At 67.1% G+C, this 19,541-nt stretch carries 20 protein-coding genes and 1 pseudogene; 11 read left to right on the top strand and 10 right to left on the bottom strand.

Annotated elements, in window-relative coordinates:
• Positions 1–38 precede the first annotated feature (38 nt).
• On the top strand, positions 39–719 hold the full coding sequence (locus tag AAFN86_RS20565) for a Fe2+-dependent dioxygenase (protein ID WP_347545425.1): 681 nt from the start codon (positions 39–41) through the stop codon (positions 717–719).
• A 154-nt stretch (positions 720–873) separates the two neighbouring features.
• Here AAFN86_RS20565 and allE read toward each other — a convergent pair whose 3' ends face one another.
• Together allE and AAFN86_RS20555 are read right to left on the bottom strand one after the other, a co-directional pair.
• Complete coding sequence (allE, locus tag AAFN86_RS20560; protein ID WP_347545424.1) at positions 874–1,728, bottom strand: (S)-ureidoglycine aminohydrolase; 855 nt, start codon at positions 1,726–1,728, stop codon at positions 874–876.
• Positions 1,729–1,946: 218 nt separating this feature from the next.
• Entirely contained in the window at positions 1,947–2,774 is an 828-nt protein-coding gene (locus tag AAFN86_RS20555; protein ID WP_347545423.1) for a GntR family transcriptional regulator, read from the bottom strand.
• A gap of 116 nt (positions 2,775–2,890) precedes the next feature.
• Between AAFN86_RS20555 and AAFN86_RS20550 the strand changes: the two genes are divergently transcribed.
• The 10 genes from AAFN86_RS20550 (at position 2,891) to AAFN86_RS20505 (ending at position 13,109) form a co-directional block, all read left to right on the top strand.
• Complete coding sequence (locus AAFN86_RS20550) at positions 2,891–4,063, top strand: acyl-CoA dehydrogenase family protein (RefSeq protein WP_347545422.1); 1,173 nt, start codon at positions 2,891–2,893, stop codon at positions 4,061–4,063.
• Between the two features lie 2 nt (positions 4,064–4,065).
• Complete coding sequence (locus tag AAFN86_RS20545; RefSeq protein ID WP_347545421.1) at positions 4,066–4,842, top strand: enoyl-CoA hydratase-related protein; 777 nt, start codon at positions 4,066–4,068, stop codon at positions 4,840–4,842.
• Positions 4,842–6,029 carry a CoA transferase gene (locus tag AAFN86_RS20540; protein ID WP_347545420.1) on the top strand — a complete coding sequence of 396 codons (1,188 nt, stop codon included), beginning with the start codon at positions 4,842–4,844 and terminating at the stop codon, positions 6,027–6,029. The genes AAFN86_RS20545 and AAFN86_RS20540 overlap by 1 nt, the downstream gene beginning before the upstream one ends.
• Positions 6,030–6,107: 78 nt before the next feature.
• Positions 6,108–7,052 carry a tripartite tricarboxylate transporter substrate binding protein gene (locus AAFN86_RS20535; protein WP_347545419.1) on the top strand — a complete coding sequence of 315 codons (945 nt, stop codon included), beginning with the start codon at positions 6,108–6,110 and terminating at the stop codon, positions 7,050–7,052.
• Positions 7,053–7,077: 25 nt separating this feature from the next.
• Positions 7,078–8,202 carry a thiolase family protein gene (locus tag AAFN86_RS20530; protein ID WP_347545418.1) on the top strand — a complete coding sequence of 375 codons (1,125 nt, stop codon included), beginning with the start codon at positions 7,078–7,080 and terminating at the stop codon, positions 8,200–8,202.
• Between the two features lie 3 nt (positions 8,203–8,205).
• Positions 8,206–8,601 (top strand): OB-fold domain-containing protein, encoded by a 396-nt coding sequence (locus AAFN86_RS20525; protein WP_347545417.1) that lies wholly within the window; start codon positions 8,206–8,208, stop codon positions 8,599–8,601.
• A 19-nt stretch (positions 8,602–8,620) separates the two neighbouring features.
• Positions 8,621–9,604 carry a tripartite tricarboxylate transporter substrate binding protein gene (locus AAFN86_RS20520; RefSeq protein ID WP_347545416.1) on the top strand — a complete coding sequence of 328 codons (984 nt, stop codon included), beginning with the start codon at positions 8,621–8,623 and terminating at the stop codon, positions 9,602–9,604.
• Entirely contained in the window at positions 9,601–10,722 is a 1,122-nt protein-coding gene (locus tag AAFN86_RS20515; RefSeq protein WP_347545415.1) for a CoA transferase, read from the top strand. Before AAFN86_RS20520 ends, AAFN86_RS20515 begins: the two co-directional genes overlap by 4 nt.
• A 31-nt stretch (positions 10,723–10,753) precedes the next feature.
• Entirely contained in the window at positions 10,754–11,734 is a 981-nt protein-coding gene (locus AAFN86_RS20510) for a tripartite tricarboxylate transporter substrate binding protein (protein WP_347545414.1), read from the top strand.
• A 502-nt stretch (positions 11,735–12,236) separates the two neighbouring features.
• Positions 12,237–13,109: a hypothetical protein gene (locus AAFN86_RS20505; protein WP_347545573.1), complete on the top strand. Its 873-nt coding sequence runs from the start codon at positions 12,237–12,239 to the stop codon at positions 13,107–13,109.
• 21 nt (positions 13,110–13,130) lie between these two features.
• Here the strand turns inward: AAFN86_RS20505 and AAFN86_RS20500 are convergent.
• The 8 genes and pseudogenes from AAFN86_RS20500 to AAFN86_RS20470 form a co-directional block, all read right to left on the bottom strand.
• A pseudogene (locus AAFN86_RS20500) lies at positions 13,131–13,346 on the bottom strand (transposase); the annotation flags it as partial.
• Between the two features lie 152 nt (positions 13,347–13,498).
• Entirely contained in the window at positions 13,499–13,720 is a 222-nt protein-coding gene (locus AAFN86_RS29615) for an ATP-binding protein (RefSeq protein WP_408906622.1), read from the bottom strand.
• An 11-nt stretch (positions 13,721–13,731) separates the two neighbouring features.
• A complete protein-coding gene (locus AAFN86_RS20495; protein WP_347545413.1) occupies positions 13,732–13,953 on the bottom strand; it encodes a hypothetical protein in 222 nt (73 codons plus the stop codon).
• A gap of 343 nt (positions 13,954–14,296) precedes the next feature.
• The gene (locus tag AAFN86_RS20490) at positions 14,297–15,112 is read right to left on the bottom strand and encodes a carbohydrate ABC transporter permease (RefSeq protein ID WP_347545412.1); all 816 of its coding nucleotides are present in this window, start codon (positions 15,110–15,112) and stop codon (positions 14,297–14,299) included.
• 10 nt (positions 15,113–15,122) lie between these two features.
• Positions 15,123–15,944 (bottom strand): sugar ABC transporter permease, encoded by an 822-nt coding sequence (locus AAFN86_RS20485; RefSeq protein ID WP_347545411.1) that lies wholly within the window; start codon positions 15,942–15,944, stop codon positions 15,123–15,125.
• Positions 15,945–16,083: 139 nt separating this feature from the next.
• Positions 16,084–17,367 (bottom strand): extracellular solute-binding protein, encoded by a 1,284-nt coding sequence (locus tag AAFN86_RS20480; RefSeq protein ID WP_347545410.1) that lies wholly within the window; start codon positions 17,365–17,367, stop codon positions 16,084–16,086.
• A 29-nt stretch (positions 17,368–17,396) separates the two neighbouring features.
• Positions 17,397–18,155, bottom strand: coding sequence for an FCD domain-containing protein (locus tag AAFN86_RS20475; RefSeq protein ID WP_347545409.1), 759 nt, complete (start codon positions 18,153–18,155; stop codon positions 17,397–17,399).
• Between the two features lie 4 nt (positions 18,156–18,159).
• A complete protein-coding gene (locus tag AAFN86_RS20470) occupies positions 18,160–19,032 on the bottom strand; it encodes a TauD/TfdA family dioxygenase (protein WP_347545408.1) in 873 nt (290 codons plus the stop codon).
• Positions 19,033–19,541 lie beyond the last annotated feature (509 nt).

Raw genomic sequence — 19,541 nt, 5'->3', positions numbered from 1 at the left:
CCGGGCCGGGCGCGCCTGGCTGCCGCGGGAGACACCACATGCTCGTTCACATTCCCGGCCTGCTCACCGCCGAGGAAGTCGCCACCTGCCGCCGTCGCCTCGACGCCGCCGATTGGGTCGATGGACGGATCACCGCGGGCGGCCAATCCGCCCAGGTCAAGAACAACCTCCAGGTGCCCGAGGGCAGCGCCTCGGCACGGGATCTCGGCGACATCGTGCTCCGCGCGCTCGGCCGCAATCCGATGTTCAACTCGGCAGCCGTGCCGCTGCGCGTCTATCCGCCCATGTTCAACCGCTATGACGTGGGCATGACCTTCGACACCCATGTCGACAACGCCATCCGCAACGTCCCAGGCGGCGGCCGGCTCCGCACGGATGTGTCGTCCACGCTGTTCCTGACGTCTCCGGATGAGTACGACGGCGGCGAGCTGGTGATCGAGGACACCTACGGCGCCCAGGCGGTGAAGCTGCCGGCCGGCGACATGGTGCTCTATCCCGGGACCAGCCTGCACCGGGTCAATGCGGTGACCCGCGGCAGCCGCTGGGCGTCCTTCTTCTGGACCCAGTCGATGATCGAGGACGACCGCAAGCGCCGACTGCTGTTCGAGATGGACATGTCCATAATCCAGATGCGGATGGCGGTCCCCGACACCCATGTCGGCGTGCTCGGCCTCACGACCTGCTACCACAACCTGATGCGCATGTGGTGCACGCTCTGAGGCCACAGGCCGAGCAAGCCCCGACCCACCGTCACCTTCCGCGACCGACCCAGGGCATGGATCGCTATGCACCAGCCGGATGGCACTGGCCCACTCAACCTCCACCGCGAACCCGCGACGGGGGCTGGCGTGGCCAGGTGCCGGACCGTTCGCGCTACAGCGCGACGTCGCGATTGACGTCCTTGTAGAGGAGATAGGCCGCCTCGTCGGGACCCGTCGGGTAGAATTGCTGCGGGCAGTAGGCGCCCATCCAGATGAAGTCGTCCTCCCAGATCTCGTGCCACTCCGTCCCGAGCAGGTAGAGCCCTTGTCCGTGCAGCATGTACAGGCCGTGCTCCATGATGTGGGTTTCCACGGCCGGGAAGAAGGTGCCCGGAGCGAACCACATGAGGTTCATCTCAAAATCGAAGGCGAGGTCGCCGAAGGGGAGAAGGTGCTGGAAGCCCCGACCCGCGAACCCGGTGTGATTGGTTCGCGGAACCTGATTCTCATGGGAGAGGATCGGGCCCGGCGCCGACAGGCCGATGGCCTCGTAACGCTTGCGCAGGCCGAGTATCCGCGCCTGGGTCTTGCCCTCATTGCGCAGAAGGACCGGCGTGCCGGGCGGGGCATACAGGAAGCCGCCGCGGCCCAGTTCCTGCGGGGGCAGATCGCCCAGCTGGAGCACGGCCGTGCCGGACAGCACGTAGTAGAAGTGCTGGATGGCCGCTTCCGCGAACGGAGCGCGGGAGCCACCACCCGGTTCGATTTCCAGCACGAACTGGGCAAAGCGCGCGCCCAAGGCCGGTGCTGCCAGGAACCGCACGGCGGTATTCTCGTATTGTGGGAGGCGGCTCTTCAGCACGCCCTCCGGCGGCAGGAAGGCGTAGTTCCGGCGAACGATGCCGCGGTTGTGGCCGAAAGCGCCTGGAAGGGCGCGCCCGGCCGGTCGGTTCAGGGCATGAGGCTGCATGAAGGGTCTCTCGCGGCGCGCAGGACAGGTGGTGAGGCGGAACGGCGCGCCGGCCATCCCCTCGGGTGCTCATTCCATCACGCCATGCCGGACGCGCGACGGCGGCATGGCGCCACATCTTTCCGTCTCGCGGCCAAGCCTACGCCTGAATCCGCGCGGCACAACGGGCTGTGCTTCCGGAACGACGCAGCCAACCGCAGGACGCCTCGCCGAGCCGAATGGAGTTCGTTGGCGTCGCCCTCCTCGAACCTTCGCGGCGCCATCGGTCTTGCCGGCTATGTCCCGCCGGATGCTGGCAGCTGTGGCGTCGGCACGATGTGGTGCCCGAAATGGTCGGCCTCCGGCGTGGTCTCGGCGTGCTCCCAGACAAACAGGTCGCCACGGTACAGCACGACGCAGGCGTAGATGACCACGCCCGCGGCGTCCGTCCGCCATCGCCGCACCCGCACCAACGGCGCCGCGATCGGGCAGCGCAGCAGCTCCGCCGCGCTGCGGTTGGCGCCGGTGATCGTCATTTCCTCGCGACTTTCCGAGATGCGCACGCCGCTGTGGTCGCGCAGCAGCAGCGAGAGCTTGTGTTGCTCGTCGGCACCGGCCGGAAAGTGCTGGTAGATGCCGGCTTCGACGTAGATGTCCATCAGCGCGAAGGCGGTGCCACGGTATTCGTGCAGCTTGTGCACATGCTGGTAGCGTGCCGCGCGCCGATGCCGGTGGTCGAGTTCGCCCGGAAGGCCATCGACCTCCCGCCGCGCCAGGATGCGGATCGCGTGGTCCGGGCCGAGGACACGCGGGTCGTTGATTGCCGCCCGCAGCCCCGCGCTGGCGAGCGGAACGGACGGGCTGCGCAGCACATGCGTGCCGCGGCCGCGGGACGTGCGCAGCGTGCCTTCGTCGACCAGCAGCCGGACCGCCAGGCGCACCGTGATGGTTGCCACGCCATATTCCGTGGCGAGCGCCTCGATGGTCGCGATCTGGTCGCCCGGCAACCATTCCCCCTGGGCGATGCGCGCGCGCAGCGCTGAGGCAACGCGCGCATAGAGCGACACGCCGCCCGATCCCTGCGCCTCACCGGCCAGTGCCTGCACGCCTGTGGTCGGCCCCATCGCACCCAACCTTGTCCCCATCTGCCCCATGCCAGAAGTCCAGCGCCCTGATGACACATCGCTTGACGACGGAAAAAGCCTAATTCACCATCTATATCACTATTAGGGAGAAAACGATGTCCCTCGGCGCCTGGCAGCTCCCCGAGGAGCTGCGGATGATGCAGGAGACGGCCCGCCGCTTCATGGCCTCGGAAGTCTGGCCTCTTGAGGAGAAGCTGCCGCACGACGCCGTGGAGATGCCGCCCGAGATGCTGGCGCCGCTGCAGGATCGGGCGAGGCGCCTCGGCCTGTGGTGCTACCGCACGCCCGAACAGTACGGCGGCGCCGGCCTGAACCTGCTTGGCCAGGCGATCCTCGCCGAGGAAGCCGCGCGCTGCCGCATGGGTGCCTATATCCCGGCCTGCGGTGCCTTCGGCGCCGACCCGCCCAATGCCATCTGGGAAGGCACGCCGGACCAGATCGCGCGCTACGGCATCCCTGGCGTCCAGCAGGGCAAGCGGATCTTCGTCGCCATCAGCGAGCCCTCCGGCGGGTCGGACCCCGCCCGCGCCATCCGCACGCGGGCGGAGAAGAAGGGCGACCGGTACGTCATCAACGGCCAGAAGATGTGGATCACCGGCGCGGCCAAGGCCGATTGGGGCATCGTCTTCGCCCGCACCGGGCCGGGTGGCGACCGCGGCGGCATCACCTGCTTCATCGTCGATGGCGGTACCAAGGGCATGACGACGCGCGAGATCCCGGTGATCCGTGCCTATGCCCCGTATGAGGTCTTCTTCGACGATGTCGAGGTGCCCGAGGAGAACCGCCTGGGTGGCGAGGGCGCGGGCTTCTCCATCTGCGAGAAGTGGCTCGTCGAGGGGCGCATTCCCTATGCCGCGGGCACGCTCGGAATCGCCCAGGCGGCGCTCGAGATCGCCATCGAATGGGTGAAGCAGCGTGAGACGTTCCGCTCCAAGCTCGCCGACAAGCAGGCGATCCAGTGGATGATCGCCGATAGCGAGATCGAACTGCGGTCGGCCAGGCTGCTGGTCTGGCAGGCCGCCTGGGAGGCCGATCTCGGTCGCAACCCGAAGATCGCGGCCTCCATCGCCAAGGTGGCAGCGACCGAAACCGCGCATCGCGTGGTCGACCGCTGCGTCCAGATGCTGGGCGGGTTGGGCGTCGCCAAGGCGGTGCCACTGGAACGCTGGTTCCGTGAGCTTCGCATCAAGCGCATCGGCGAGGGGCCCTCCGAGGTCCAGCGGATGGTTGTCGCGCGTCACATGCTGAGCACCGGCGGGAGGAACTGAGGATGTCCATCGACTTCGCGCTCGACGCGGACGGCATCGCACTCATCACCATCAACAGGCCCGAGCGGCGCAACGCGCTCGACGCCGAGCACTATGCCGCCATCTCGGAAGCCTGGATCCGCGTGCGCGACGACCCGGAGGTTCGCGCCGCCATCATCACCGGTGCCGGCGACAAGGCCTTCTGCGCCGGCGCCGACATCAAGTCCTATATTGGGCGCAAGGTCGAACCCTCGGAACTCTGGCTGACCCAGAAAGGCCAGCTGCTCAATCGCGGGCTCGAGGTGTGGAAACCGATCATCGCCGCGGTGAATGGGCAATGCATCGGCGGCGGCACCACGCTGCTGCTGGCCACCGATCTGCGCGTGGCGGTGCCGACCGCGACCTTCGGGGTCGCCGAGGTCAAGCGCGGCGTGATCGCCGCCAATGGCGGGACGCAGCGCCTGGCGCAACAGCTTCCACACTGCATCGCCATGGACATGCTGCTGACCGGCGACGCGATGGATGCCGCCACCGCCGAGCGCTGGGGCCTGGTGAACAAGGTCGTGCCGCACGGTGAACTGATGGACACGGCCTACGACTATGCCCGCCGCGTCGCAGCCAATGCGCCGCTGGCGGTGCAGGCGGCGAAGGAACTCGCGGTTCGGTCGCGCGACATGGACCTCGCCTCCGGCCTGCGCATGGAGCAGATGGTCAGCCGCATCCTGCAGCAGACCGAGGATGTCCAGGAGGGCCGCGCCGCCTTTGCCGAGAAGCGGAAGCCGAACTTCCGGGGGCGGTGATGCAACCGCTCGCAGGTCTCTCCGTCCTTGACCTGACGCAGATCTACAACGGCCCCTACGCGACCTTCCTGCTGGCCGCCGCGGGGGCCGAGGTGATCAAGGTCGAGCCGCCAGGCGGCGAGCACCTGCGCAAGCGCTCGGGCTCCGCGGCGAGCACCCTCCCCTACGCCATGCTGAATGCCGGCAAGCTTTCGGTCCGGCTGGATCTCAAGACCGAGGAAGGGCGCACCATACTCGCGCGGCTGGCGGACAAGGCGGACATACTGGTCGAGAATTTCGCTCCCGGCGTGATGGAGCGCCTGGGCCTTGGCGCCGCGGCGCTGCAGGCCCGCAACCCGCGCCTCATCTATGCCAGCAGCTCCGGCTATGGCAGCGACGGACCCTATCGCGACTATCCCGCCATGGACCTCACGGTGCAGGCCATGTCGGGGATCATGGCGAGCACCGGGTTTCCCGACCAGCCACCGGTCAAGGCCGGCCCGGCCATCTGCGACTTCACCTCGGGCATCCATCTATACGCAGCCATCACCACCGCGCTCGTTGAACGGGCACGCACCGGACGGGGGCGCGTCGTCGAAGTCTCGATGATGGAAGCGATCTATTTCTCGCTCAGTTCCAACCTCGGCATGCTGCATGCCCAGGGCGATGCCGCGCCGCAGCGAACGGGCAACCGGCATGGCGGCCTCTCGCTGTGTCCGTACAACGTCTATCCGGCGGCCGACGGCCACATCGCCATCATCGTCAACCATGAGACGCATTGGCGCTCGCTGCTGACAGCATTCGGCCGGACCGACATCCTCGACGGCCCGCGCTGGCGGACCAATGCCGAACGCGTCGCCGAGATGAATGAGGTGGACTCGCTGGTCGCCTCCTTCACGCGGGATCTGCCGCGGCAGGAGGCCTTCGAGCGGCTCGTCGCCCATCGTGTCCCCTGCGCGCCGGTGCGCAGCCTGGACGAGGTGATGCACGACCCGCACCTGCACGCGCGCGGCATGCTTCGGCCGATCGACCACCCGCAATACGGGCCGATGATCGCCGCCGGCAGCCCGCTGCGCTTCGACGGCATCGCCAACGACCCCGGGCGACCGAGCGTGCCGCTGGGCACCGACACGCGCTCCGTGCTGGGCCAGCGCCTCGGGCTGAGCGAGGCCGAACTCGATCGAATGGAGACCGAGCGAATCATCTGACGCAGCCACCGCAACCGGGAGGAACGAAGAATGACATGCGATCGCGTGAGGCTAGGGCGACGAGACGCCGGACGTGCCATGCTCGGGCTCTGTGCCGCGGCAGTGGCGGCCGGTGACGCGACCGCCCAGGGCAGCTGGCCGACCCGCCCGATCCGCGTCGTCGTCCCTTCATCCCCGGGTGGGCCAACCGATGTCGTCACGCGGCTGATCGGCGACCACATCCTGGCGGATCTCGGTCAGCCGCTGGTGATCGACAACCGCAGTGGCGGTGGCGGCATGATCGGCTTCCGCCTCGCGGCGCGTGCGGAGCCCGACGGCTACACGCTCATCATGGGCAATCCCGGCCCGGTGGCGATCGTGCCCTACACCGAGGCCACCGTCGGCTACGATATCCTGCGCGACTTCGAGGCGGTCTCGATGGTCATGATCGTGCCGGTGATGCTGGTGGTGCGGGCCGAGATCCCTGTGCATACGCCACGCGAGCTCGCCGCCTACATGCGCGCGAATCCGGGCGTCGTCGCCTTCGGTTCGTCCGGACCCGGCCAGTCGCCGCACATGGCCGCGGAGCTGTTCGGCAAGATGGCGGATGTGCCGGTGCTGATCAGCCCCTATCGCGGCGCTGCTCCGGCCGTCAGCGATCTCGTCGCCGGCACGATCCAGGCGATGTTCGACACCACCACCGCCCTGCCTCACACGCAGGCGGGAAGGCTTCGGGCGCTCGCCATCGGAAGTCGCGTTCGATCCACATTGATGCCGGACGTTCCAACGATGGAGGAGGCCGGCTTCCCGGGCTTCGAGATCAGTTCGTGGTATCCGCTGTTTGCGCCGACCGGCACGCCGCCTGAGATCATCGCGCGGCTCAACGCGGTCGTCGTGAAGGCACTGAACGACCCGGTGTCGCGCACACGCCTGGCATCGATGAATGCCGAGGCGATCCCGAGCACGCCCACGGAAGCACGCGCATATGTCGAGGGCCAGCTGGCCAACTGGGGCAACATCGTCCGCCGCATCCGTACCGCGTGACGACGGGCAGAAGGAGGAGAAAGGCATGCGGGGCAAGGCGGTCATCGCCGGCATCGGCCACACGGCTTTCGGCAAGCAGCCGGGGCGCGACACGGTCTCGCTCAACGTCGAGGCCTGCCGCAAGGCGCTGGACGATGCAGGCGTACCAAAGGACGCGGTCGACGCGGTGTTCGTCAAGACACCCACTTCGGCACGCGAACTCATGTACGGGCAGAAGCTGGCGGAGGCGCTCGGGGTGCAGCCGCGCATGGGCTGTGCGCTGGACCAGGGTGGTGCGGCGAACATCACCGGCATCATGCTCGCCGTCATGGCGATCGAGGCCGGGCAGTGCGAGGTCGCGCTGTGTTGCTACGCCGACAATCCCCGCAGCGGCAGCCGCCAGGTCTATGCGCGTCCGCGCGGTGACGACGCGGCCTATGGCTGGTTCTCGACCGCGGCCGGCTACGCGATGATCCACCAGGCCTATGCCCAGCGCTACAAGCCGCCGCCCGAAGCCTTCGGTGCGGTTGCCGTCGCCTGTCGTGCGAATGGCGCGGCCAATCCGCACGCGCAGCTGAAGCTGCCGATCACCATGGACCAGTACATGAGCGCGCCCTGGGTGGTGGAGCCACTGCGTCGGGACGATTGCTGCCTGGTCTCGGACGGCGCGGCAGCCGTAGTGGTGATGAGTGCGAAGCGCGCGCGCGAATCGGGGGTGCCGGCACCGGTGCCGATCCTGGGTTTCGGCCAGGGCCAGACGTCCTGGGAGATCGCCTTGCGGCCTGACCTTACTACCACCGAGGCGAAGCGTGCCGCCGCCACCGCCTTCGCCATGGCGGGCATCGTGCCGAAGGATGTGGACGTCGCACAGATCTACGACTGCTTCACCATCACGGTGTTGATGACGCTCGAAGACTACGGCTTCTGCCCGCCTGGCGGCGCGGCGGAGTTCGTGCGCGATGGGCGTATCGCCCTCGGCGGCGACCTGCCGATCAATACCAGCGGCGGGCTGCTGTCCGAAACCGGAATGCCGGGCCTGCAACTGGTTCTGGAAGGCGTGCGACAGATCCGCGGCACGGCGGTGTCACAGGTGAAGGGCGCCGATGTCGCGCTGGTCACCAACCAAGGCGGCACCATGCATACCCACGCCACGCTGATCCTGGGGAGTTGAGAGATGGACTTTCCCTTGCCGCAGGTCACGCCGCTGACCGAGCCTTTCTGGGGCGCGCTGCGCCGCGGCCGCATCGCCTTCCAGGCCTGCGCCTGCGGCCATCACTGGCTGCCTGCCCGGGAGGCCTGCCCACGCTGCCTCGGTACCGACCACGGCTGGCAGGACGGCTCCGGCCGCGCGGAGGTGGTGAGTTGGGTCGTCTACCACACGGCGCATCACGACGCATTCAAGGATCGCGTGCCCTACAACGTCGCAATCGTCGCGCTGGAGGAGGGGCCACGGCTCATCACCAACATTCTCGCGCCGCACGATACGCTGCGCCCGGGCATGAAGGTGGTTCTGAAGGTCGAGGAGGAAGCCGGCTTCGCCCTGGCGCGCTTCACGCCGGCCGGTGCCTGACGCTGTGGAGGAACCAACGATGCCCCACGGATCTCCCGCATCGCGCCGCGCGCTCCTTGCCGCCTTCGCCGCCATGGGGCTGACGCGCAGCGCCCGCGCCCAGGCCTGGCCGTCGCGACCGATCCGCATGATCGTCGCCTTCGGCGCCGGCAGCGGCAGCGACATCCGCGCCCGCGTCATCGGCGATCGGTTGGCCGTCGATCTGGGCCAGCCCGTGGTGATCGACAACCGCGGCGGCGCCAACGGCTTCCTCGCCGCCGAGGCGGTAGCCCGCGCGCGCCCCGACGGCTACACGCTGCTGTTCACCTCCAACAGCACCCACGCCGCCAACCCGGCCCTGTTCCGCCGCCTGCCCTACGATCCGATCGCGGATTTCGAGCCGGTCGCGATGGTCGGCGAGACGCCGCTCATCATCGTGGTGAACAACGACCTGCCGGTGCACGACCTCGCCGGGCTGGTTGCCTATGCCAAGCGCCAACCCGGCGGGCTGAACTATGCCAGCGGCAACACCTCCTCACGCGTCGGGGCGGAGATGTTCAAGATCGCGACCGGCATCGACATGACCTATGTCAGCTACCGCTCCAATGCACAGGGCATCACCGACGTCATCGCCGGCAATCCGCAGGTGATGTTCAGCGATGCCAGCGTCGGCATCCCGCAGGTGCGCGAAGGCCGGGTGCGCGCGATCGGCATCACCGGCAAGCAGCCGGTGCGCGCCCTGCCGGGCGTGCCAACGGTCGAGGCCGCGCTCGGGCTTCCCGACTTCGCGATCCATTCCTGGAGCGCGGTGTTCGCCCCGGCCGGCACGCCGGCCGAGATCGTCGCGAAGCTCAACGCCGGGATCCGTGACATCCTCAATCAACCGGAGATCCGGACGCGCATGGAGGAAGAAGGCACCGAGGTTCCGCCCCTCGACCCGGCGGGGGTTGGTCGCTTCGTCGTGGCCGAAATCGCGAAATGGCGGCGCGTCGTGGCGCAGGCGGGCATCGAGGTCGCACCATGACCATCCTCACCGGCATTCGCGTGGTGGAAATCGGCCAGGTCCTGGCTGGGCCCTTCGCCGGCGCCATCCTGGCGGATCTCGGCGCCCAGGTGATCAAGGTGGAGAAACCCGGCGGCGGCGATGATGCGCGCAACATGGGCCCTGCCTTCCGTCATGGCGACAGCCTCACATTCCACGAGGTGAACCGCGGCAAGTCCTCCCTGGTGCTCGACCTGCGCGCACCGGAGGGCCTTGCCTCGCTGCACGCGCTGCTCGGCGATGCCGACATCCTGGTGCACAACCTGCGGCCCGGCGTACCGGAGGAACTCGGCATCGGGCCGGACGCGGTGACCGCGCGGCATCCGCGGCTCATCTATTGCGCCATGTCCGCCTTCGGCCATGTCGGTCCCCTGCGACTTCGCCCTGGCTATGAGCCGCTTCTGCAGGCCTTCGCGGGCCTGTGCTCCATCAATGGAGCGCCGGAAGGCCCGATGGCGCGCATGGGCGCCTCGGTGGTGGATCTTGGAACCGGAATGTGGACGGTGATCGGCGCACTCGCCGCGCTGCAGCGGCGCGAACGCACCGGGCGCGGCGGCGTGATCAACACCTCCCTCTTCGAGACGGCGCTGACTTGGGCCGGTCAGCGCTTCAATGCCTATGTCAACGAAGGCCGCCTGCCGGAACGCATGGCGACCGGGCATGCGAATCTGGTGCCCTACCAGGCCTTCGATGCGGCCGATGCGCCACTGATGATCTGTTGCGGCAACGACAGGCTTTTCGCGCGACTGGCGGATGCCCTGGGCCGACCGGACTGGGCGACGGACCCGCGCTTCGCCCGCAACCGTGACCGCTTGGCCAACCGGGCCGAGATCGTCGGGCAGATAGGCGCCGTGCTGGCAACGGCACCGCGCGCCGAATGGCTCGCCAGGCTTTCGGCGGTCGGCATCCCGAATGGGCCAATGAACACGATCGCCGAGGTGGCGGCGGAAGCGCAGACCGCTGCCATCGGGCTGATGCAGAAGGTGCCAGGCGAGGATTTCAGCCTGCTCGGCCTGCCGATCTCCTTCGACGGGGAGCGCCCCGCCATCCGCGCCGGGGCACCGCGCCTCGGATTGTCGCCCGGTGCGCAGACGTCATGAGCCAGCCTGCATCGCGCGTGGGAGAAGACCGATGGTGACGTCGCGCCGCACTTTGCTGACCGCTTCCGCTGCCGGAATCCTTGGCGGGCGAAGCGCCGTCGCACAGGGGGATTTCCCGAACCGCTCATTGCGGCTGATCGTCGCCTTTCCGCCAGGCAGCATCAACGATGTATCGGCACGCCTGATCGCGCCCGAGATGGCGAAGCAGCTCGGCCAGTCGGTGGTGGTTGAAAACCGCAGCGGCGCCGGCGGCCTGGTGGGCACCGAAGCAGTGGCGCGCGCCACCCCCGATGGGCACACCATCGGGATCGGCACCATGTCGCAGCTGGTGATGAACCTTGCACTCTATCGCAACATCCCCTTCGACCTCGACAACGGCCTGGCGCCGGTCGGCGTGATCTCCGAGACGCCCTCGGTGCTGGTGGTCCACCCTTCGGTGCCGGTGACGACGCTGGCGGAACTGCTCGCCTATGCGCGGGCCAATCCGGGGAAGCTGAACTACGCCTCGGCCGGCAACGGGTCGATCAACCATGTCGGCACCGAGCACTTCATGGCGCTGGCCGGCATCCAGATGACGCATATCCCGTATCGCGGCGCGGGCCCGGCGCAGAGCGACCTGGTGGCAGGCAAGGTGGATCTCGCCTTCGATTCCGGGCCGGCCTGCGTCGCGCATGTGCAGTCGGGACGGCTGCGCGCGCTGGCCGTATCCTTCCGTCATCGCTCCCGCCAATTGCCGGAGGTGCCGCTGTTCGCCGAGGCTGGCTTGCCGCAATACGCGAACAACAGCTGGAACTTGCTGATGGCGCCAGCCGGCACGCCGGTGGCGGTGATGTCTCGGCTCAATGCCGCTCTCAATGCGACGCTCGCCAACCCCGATGTTCGGGCACGCTTCGAGGCAGGCGGGTCCGAAGTGGCGATCAACACGACGCCGGAGGCCGCTGCCACCTTCGTGGCAGCCCAGCGCGCAACCTGGGTGCCGGTTGCGCGCGGCCTCGGCCTGACGCTGAACTGAGCGACGGCGCAAGTGTCATCATGGGTCTGCGGCGTCCGTGTACGCGCCCCGCTGGCGACGGCACCGCGGAGCCCGCGCGGCCCGTCTGCTTCGCGCCAGCCCAGCACCGGCGGGCGACGCGCAGGCGAGCATCCCGATACGGTGCGGATCGTCGCCAGCCTGCGCGGCGCGCTCGCTCGCTTGGGGGCGGAGCGTGTCCTTGTGCCGACGGCAGGAGAATGGGCGGCAGCCGGTCGGCCGGTGGGCAGCGTCACTCGGCGACATGGGGGCGCACCGAAGAAGGCGACCGCCAGGCGAGTGGATTGAACGGCTAAACGACTGTCTTTCGGCATTGGTTGCGGTGCGCATAGGCACCACAATCCTGGCGAACGACCTCGACTTCGATCTGATCCAGCAAGCAACGCCAGAGTTGCGCGTGGCATTCTTCCGTTGAAGATCGAGCTGTGCCGAGCGTACCGTCCTCGCCGATAAGGCGGATGCCCCGCCGCGACGAGGATTGTCGGTGAACATCACGCGGAAGACCCTTGTCATATCCTTTGCTGCCGGCGCGGGCCTGTTTCACAGCCGCTTCGCCCAGGCGCAACCGGGCGGTTCGGCGACCCTTTCGCCCGAACGGATCGCGCAGATTGTCGCCAGCCCCGACCGGAGCACCGCCGATCGCACAAACGATCTGCGCCGCAAGCCTGCAGAGATGCTCGCCTTCATCGGAATCCGTCCTGGCATGACGGCGCTCGATCTCAGCGCGGCCGGTGGCTACACGACGGAATTGCTCGCTCGGGCGATCGGACCGACAGGCATGGTGTACGGCCAGAGCCGCCCTCCGAATCCCGGCTCGCAGATGACGCGTCCCGTTTCACCCGAGGGCAACAGCCATCCGAATGTCGCGCCCGCGGCAGTGCCGCCAGGTGCGCCGCGCCCGTCGCCTGTCGCTTTGGCCGAGCGCGATGCGAGGCTTCGCGCCGCCGGCGTGGCGGCCGCGCCGATTGCCGCAGTGTCTCGACCGTTCGAGGACCCCGCTCCGCCTGAGCTCGCGGAGGGGGGGTTCGACCTCGTGACGCTGATGTTCAACTATCACGATCTCGGGCACCTCGGTACGGATCGGACAATGATGAACCAGGCTGTCTTCCGTGCGCTGAAGCCTGGCGGCATTTACGTCATCGCGGACCATGCCGGCCGCCCCGGCACCGGCATATCCGAAGCCGGTACCTTGCATCGCATCGAGGAAGACTTCCTTCGCCATGAAGTTGAAGCCGCGGGCTTCAGGCTCGTTGCGACGGGCGACTTCCTGCGCAATCCCAACGACCCCCGTGACCGGAACACGCCTGATCCACCGCAGCCGAAGGACGAGTTCGTCTTGAAGTTCGGCAAGCCCTGAGGATCTGTTCGACATCCGTAGATGCGTGACGCGACGGAGCAGCAGGGCGCCCATGACGAAGTGGACCATGGCCTCGGATGCGTCGAGGCGCTCTTCGTAGTCGTGGGCCAGGCGCCGCCGGCAGACCATCCATCCGAAGGTGCGTTCGACAACCCGGCGGTGCGAGATGACCTTGAAGCCCACTGCCTTGTCGGAGCGGCGGACGATTTCGACCACGAAGTCGAGAAAGGCGGCCTTGAGCCTACGGACATCCGCCGGCGGGCGATGGCATGGCCGCGATGGGACGCCAGCCGCGGATAACTGACCCAGCGCATTGCGCGCATGCCGCTCCGCCCGCAGCGGAAGGGTCTTCAGCCCGCGCAGGATCAGCGTGGCGGCCACCCGCAAGGTCAACAACCGGCCGTCGCCGCCCGATCCGCAACGAACCCTTGCGAGAAACGCAGGATGGCCTCGAACCTATCCTCTCTGCCACTAGCCGGCGATCGGATGACCAGCTCACCGCCAAGCTGCTCCGCAATCATCCGGACGATGGACAGTCCGAGGCCGGATCCCTGGTCCGGGCGCGACGCAAAGCGCGCCGGGAATGCCCCGAGGCGCTCCCGCGCGATCACCGGCCCTTCATTCACGACGCGCACCGCGCCTTCGGGCAGCGCGCCCTGATGGCGACGATCCCACCAGCCGGGCCATGACGCAGCGCGTCCTCGACCAGGTTGCGCAGTGCGATCGCGACGGCATCCAGATCGGCGGCGACGATCAGTTCCGGCAGTCCGCCATCGTCGAAATGCAGCCGTGCCCCGACGCCCGACTGCGCCGCGAATTCCTCCACCAGCAGCCGTAACGGCACGAGCAGGTCGACCGGACCCCGCCGCAGCAGAGTGCTGCTCCATGCTGGCGCAGGATCTCCATGGCGATGGTGGACAACGGCATCCGGTGTTCCTTGCCAGCCATCAGCCGATCACCGGCCCGAGCCATGCCTCTGCACCCCAACCAACGAACAGACCCGCGCTATACAGCGTGGGGGCAGGGGGCGATGAGAATGATGCAGACATGAAAAATGCCCCGTTATCTGGGGCTTTGGGGTCTACTCTGTGGACTTTAGAGGAGGCGGGAAAGAGGTTTCTGGCGGAGCGAGTGCTTCCGGGTTCGAATCATCTCTGGGGACTGCGAGGAGAACCTTTCGCCAGAGATCAGCCCTTCACGGCCCCAGCGGTCAACCCCGCGATTACGTAACGCTGCGCCGACAGGATGAAGGCGAGGACGGGCGCGAGCTGCACTGTCGCTGCGGCAAACAGCACGCCCCAGTCAACGCCATCCGTCGTGCTCATCATCTCGCTCATCACCAGCGGCGCCGTGCGGGCGACCCGCGTCGTGAACACTAAGGCGAAGATGAACTCGTTCCAGGCATAGACGATTACGAAGAGCGCCGCCGCGATCACGCCATTGGTGACCAATGGCAGCACCACCATCCGCAGCACCTGGAATAACCCTGCACCATCAACCAATGCCGCCTCTTCCAGCTCACGCGGAACTTGGTCGATGAATGCGCGCATGATCCAAGTCGAAAGGCTGACAAAGAACGCAGCGTAGAGGATTACCAGCACCAGATGCGTGTCGTTGATACGCAGCCAGGAGAACAGAGGGAACAGCGGCAAGGTGACGACGATCGGCGGCAGCATTCGGACCACGACCATGAAAAAGGCCGATAGCGCCAGCAGCCGCCCCCGATACCGCGCATAGACATAGCCTGCGAGCGTCGAGAACAGCACCGTCACCAACGTCGCGCCGATAGTGACAATCAGGCTGTTGAGCAAATTTGGCAGGAAGGCCGGCCATTCGGCCAGCAACCGCACGTAGTTTTCGAGCGTCGGCGCGAAGACGAGTTGAGGCGGGATCGCAAAGATGTCGCGCTGCGGCTTGAATGAAGAAAGCACGACCATAGCGATGGGGAAAATCGACCAGACGACGGCCGCTGCGGCAGCGGAGAGCCGCAGCGCCCGTCCCATCGCCCTCGGTCTACGCATGGCGAAACATCCTGATCCAGACGGCGTAGAGATAGGGCGCTGCGATTGCCAGTGAGAGAATCACCATCGCGAAGGCGGTTGCCGACGCTAGCCCGAATTCGTGGTATCGAAAGGCAGCGCGGTAGAGATAGACGGCAAGCACCTCGGTCATTCGCGCCGGCCCGCCTTCAGTCAGCAGCCAAATCTCCGAGAAGATGCGCATCGCCGTGATATAGCGAAACATTAGTGCAACCAGCAGTGCCGGCAGAATGAAGGGCAGAATGACGTGGCGGAATGACTGCCATGCATTGGCTCCGTCCACCGTCGCTGCTTCCTTTACCTCCTGTGGCACTGCCTGCAGCGCGGCGTAGAGGATCAGGAAGGTGAACGGCGTGTGGATCCAGATGCTGAGCAGCGCGGCAAGTGCCAGCGCATCAGTGGGATCCGCCGTCCAGTCGAGCTGCCCGACGCCCAGCCACATCAAGGCCCAGCTCACCATGCCGATATCCGGCTCCAGCACGAAGCGCCACATCGCCACCGCCGAAACCTCGTTGATCGCGTAGGGCGCGATCAGCAACGCGATGATCGTGCGACGGAACGGCATCCAGCCCGAGACGAGAAGCGCAAGGCCCAGGCCGAGCAGAAGCTCGCCATAGACCACGGCGTTGACGACGAGGAAGGTGTTCCAGGCGGCACGCCAGAACACCGTATCGGCGAGCAGGGCGCGGTAATTGTCCAGGCCGACGAACACCGCATCCGCCCCGAAGCTCACCTTCTGGAGGCTCATCCACGCAACGTAGATGGCCGGCAGCAGGATCAACCCGATCAGCAGCATCTGAGCCGGTGCGAGCAGCGCGTAGTGTATCGGCGCCGGTCGCGTGCCGCTCGGCAAGCGTGACCGGCGGGCGCGTGTGCTCCTTGAGGAATCGGACAGAGTGGCCGTGCCAGCGGTCACGTCGGATGGCGCCACGGCCTCAGCTCGGCAGCAGCGGCTCGATGCGGCCCTTCGCAGCACGCATCGCGGCCTGCGGCTCCGACTGGCCGAGCATGGCCCTCTGCACCTCCTCCATGAAGATGTCCATCGCCCGGCCCGCCTGCTCGAAGCCGGGCAGCGTCAAGGCCGCGGTCGGCAGCGCGCGGCGTTCCAGATCGGCATAGGGCGCCAGTTCACGCACGCGCGGATCGTCATAGGCCGACATGCGCACCGGCCCATTGCCGTTGACTGCCGCGCGGATCGTGTTCTCCACCGATGACATCTCGCGAATGAAAGACCACGCCAGCCGCTTGTCCGGCGCGTTGCGCGGGATACCCATCGCCCAGACGGAGGTCTTGGCCGGCACCAGCGCGCCTTTCTGGCCCGCGACCGACTGCATCATCGGGATGTTCGCGACGGTGATCTCGCCCGGGAACCGGCTGGCGCGCCGGTCATTGTAGTTGACGATGCGGCCGAAGGGCTGGTTGGTCAGCGCTGCACGCCCCTGCTGCATCGCAGTGATCACCTCCTCCGTCTTGAAGGTCATTACGTTACGCGGCAGCACGCCGCGCCGGTACCAGTCGCGCAGCAGCACAAGCGCCGCGACCGCCTGTGGCTGGTCGGCGACGAAGCGATAGTCGCGCGTGATGAAGTCGCCGCCATGCGCTCGGATCACATCCATCAGCGCCGAGGGATCGTCCATCGACAGCGTGTAGCCCGCCACGCGGCTGCCATCAGGGCGAAAGAAAGTCATGCGCTCGGCCAGCGCGATGATCTCCTCGAAGGATTCCGGCATCTGCTCGACACCGCGCTCGCGCATCAGCGCCTTGTTGGTAAAGAACCCGTGCGTGGCGTGGCGAAACGGCAGGCCTACCTGCCGACCACGATAGGTGTGCGCCGCGACCATCGAGGGCGAGATCTCATCCGGGTTTTCGATCGGCTCGGCCTGCTGGTAGGGCTGAAGATCCTCGAACAGCGGGGCGATGTGCGGCCCGCCGTAGCGCTCCAGCATGAAGCAGGCATTCACGCCGCCCTGGGACAATTGTGCCTCGCGGTACAGCCGTTCATGCACCGCCTCGACGCCAAAGGTCAGCCATTCGATGTCCATGCCGGTGCGGCGGCGCCACTCGGCCGTGCTGTCGCCCCCCGGCCCGGTGGTCAAAACGTTGCGATGCACCGCGTGGCTGATGATGACGAAGCGGCGCGGCTGCGCCAGAGCGGGTCTTAGCAACGGCGCGGCCAGCGCGGCTGTCGCGGCCAGCAGGGTCCTTCTGTGTGTCGCCATGGTGCTGCCTCCCTCGGGTCGCGTCGCCGTCACACCTGTTCATCTGCGATGTGCGCCGGATGGCGCTGGTACACGTGCTGGCGAGCGGCGTTGATATGCGCCTGCATCTCGGCCTCGGCGCGCGCCGCGTCACGCGCGTGTATCGCCTCCAGGATCGAGCGATGCTCCGCATTGATCCGTGCAATGCGCGCCGCCGGATCGCGTTCGTCGAAGTTGCGTACCTCGACGGGACCGAGTCCGATCAGATTCGGCAACTGCTCGATGGTCGCGACGTGAAATGCGTTGCCGGTGGCGCGCGCAACCGCCCGATGGAAGCGGAAATTGGCATCGCGCGCCAGTTCGGGTGCGCCGAGCAGCAACACCTGTTCCGGCTCGACCAATGCTGCCTCGATCTCGTCCAGTGCCTCCGGCGTGCGGCGCAGCGCGGCGAGCCGTGCGATCTCACCCTCCAGCGCGGCTCGATACTCGAAGAACTGCTCGACATCGGCGATCGTCCGGATCAGTGGAAAGCGGAGGCCTCCGGGATCGGGGCCGCGCAGCACCATCGTGCCGGACCCCTTGAGCGAGCTGACATATCCCGCCTCCCGCAGTTTCTGCAGTGCCGTGCGCACGATCGGGCGCGAGACGGAGAAACGGCGGCACAGTTCAAACTCGGTCGGCAGGCGGACGTCGCGCGGGAATTCGCCGCGGTCGATCAGGCGGCGGATCTGCTCCTCCACCCGATCAGCCAGGCTCGCCGGCCGTCCTTCGGCGGCCGGCACGTCCGGAAGGGCGTTGCCGCGCGTCATGCGCTCAGGACGGCCGCTCGCCAAGCGTGGTCAGCCTGTGCATCCGGCGCAGGCCGAGGCCGGTGAAGGCGTCGCGCCGATGCATCGTGCAGCGGTTGTCCCAGATGATCAGGTCACCGACGCGCCATTCCTGGGTCCAGACGTTCTGCGGCAGCGCTGCTACCGACCAGAGCTCGTCTAGCAGCGCTTCACTCTGCGCCAGTCTCAGCCCAGGGATGTAGCCGCCGAAGCGGCGGCCGAGGAACAGCGCCTTGCGACCGGTTTCGGGATGGGTGCGCAACATCGGGTGGATCGGCCCGGGCATCTCGCGCACGTCGTCGGTATCGATGTCCTTGAAGCCCGGCCGCGCCCCGCCCTGGGCGTTGTGGCTTGCCTGGTGTTTGCACGTCAGCCCCGCCTTGCGGCCGCCGGGATGTTCCAGATAATCGCGAGTCTCGGGCCGCAGCGCCTCGACCGCCGCATACATATTTGCAAAGGATGTGTTGCCCCCGGTCGGCGGTACCTCCCGCGCCAACAGCATTGTCAGCGCCGAGGGCTCGTCCGTGAAGGCGAGGTCGGTGTGCCAGTTCAGTTCGCCGTCGCCGTGCTCGCCGATCGGCTTTCCGTCCTCCGTCACGTTCGAGATGATGGTGACCGAGGGTGCGTCGCGCAGATAGACAGGCCGGCTGCGGGTGAAATCCGGCGAAGGCTTCAGCGTCCCGAACCGCGCGCCAAAGCGCTCGAAATCGGCGTCAGTGATGTCGGTGCCGCGGATCCGAATCACCAAGTGGTCCAGCAGCGCCTGGCGCACCGCCGCGAAGTCTCCGGGCGTGAAGTCAGCCGGGTCGAAGCCGACTATGTCGGCGCCGAGCGCCGCGCCCGTGGGCAGCACGGCCACGCGGGTCTTCTCCATGACGGTCATCAAACATTCCTCCCTGACAGGATTGTTTGAATGCTGCGGACAATTTATCAAAAGTGTCAATTCGAATCACGCGATCCCGTATCCCGTAGATCGGCGTTAGGGCCGGGCAGGGGAAATCGAGGAACGGGCGACCGAGGCGCAAAAGTCTCTACGACACGACAGCACCTACCTGCTTCCAAGGTCGTCGATTGATTGTCTCCGCATGGTTTCACGGCCGGGTGTTCTTCACATCAGTTCGCCGTCGCGGCAATCACAGAGAAATGGGAGGCGGCTCACGACTGGCGGACAGCGTGTCCGCTCAGACCCATTATACCCCCTACAGATTCTGCAGGAATTTGTTTCGTCTCCACGTTGAGCCCCTCAGAGCCCATCCGGAAAGGAATTGAATCGGCTGAATCGGATGTGATTCGCTGATCCTGCGGACGATTCGTGGGGCGGATGATGGTGTGGACGGTAGAGCATCGGCGTGCGGCGGATCGACGTGG

Origin of the sequence: Roseomonas sp. CAU 1739, assembly GCF_039839775.1 — a bacterium.
Lineage (GTDB): Bacteria > Pseudomonadota > Alphaproteobacteria > Acetobacterales > Acetobacteraceae > Neoroseomonas.
The sequence above is the reverse complement of the archived record's forward strand: the minus strand, read 5'-3'. Positions and strand labels throughout refer to the sequence as shown.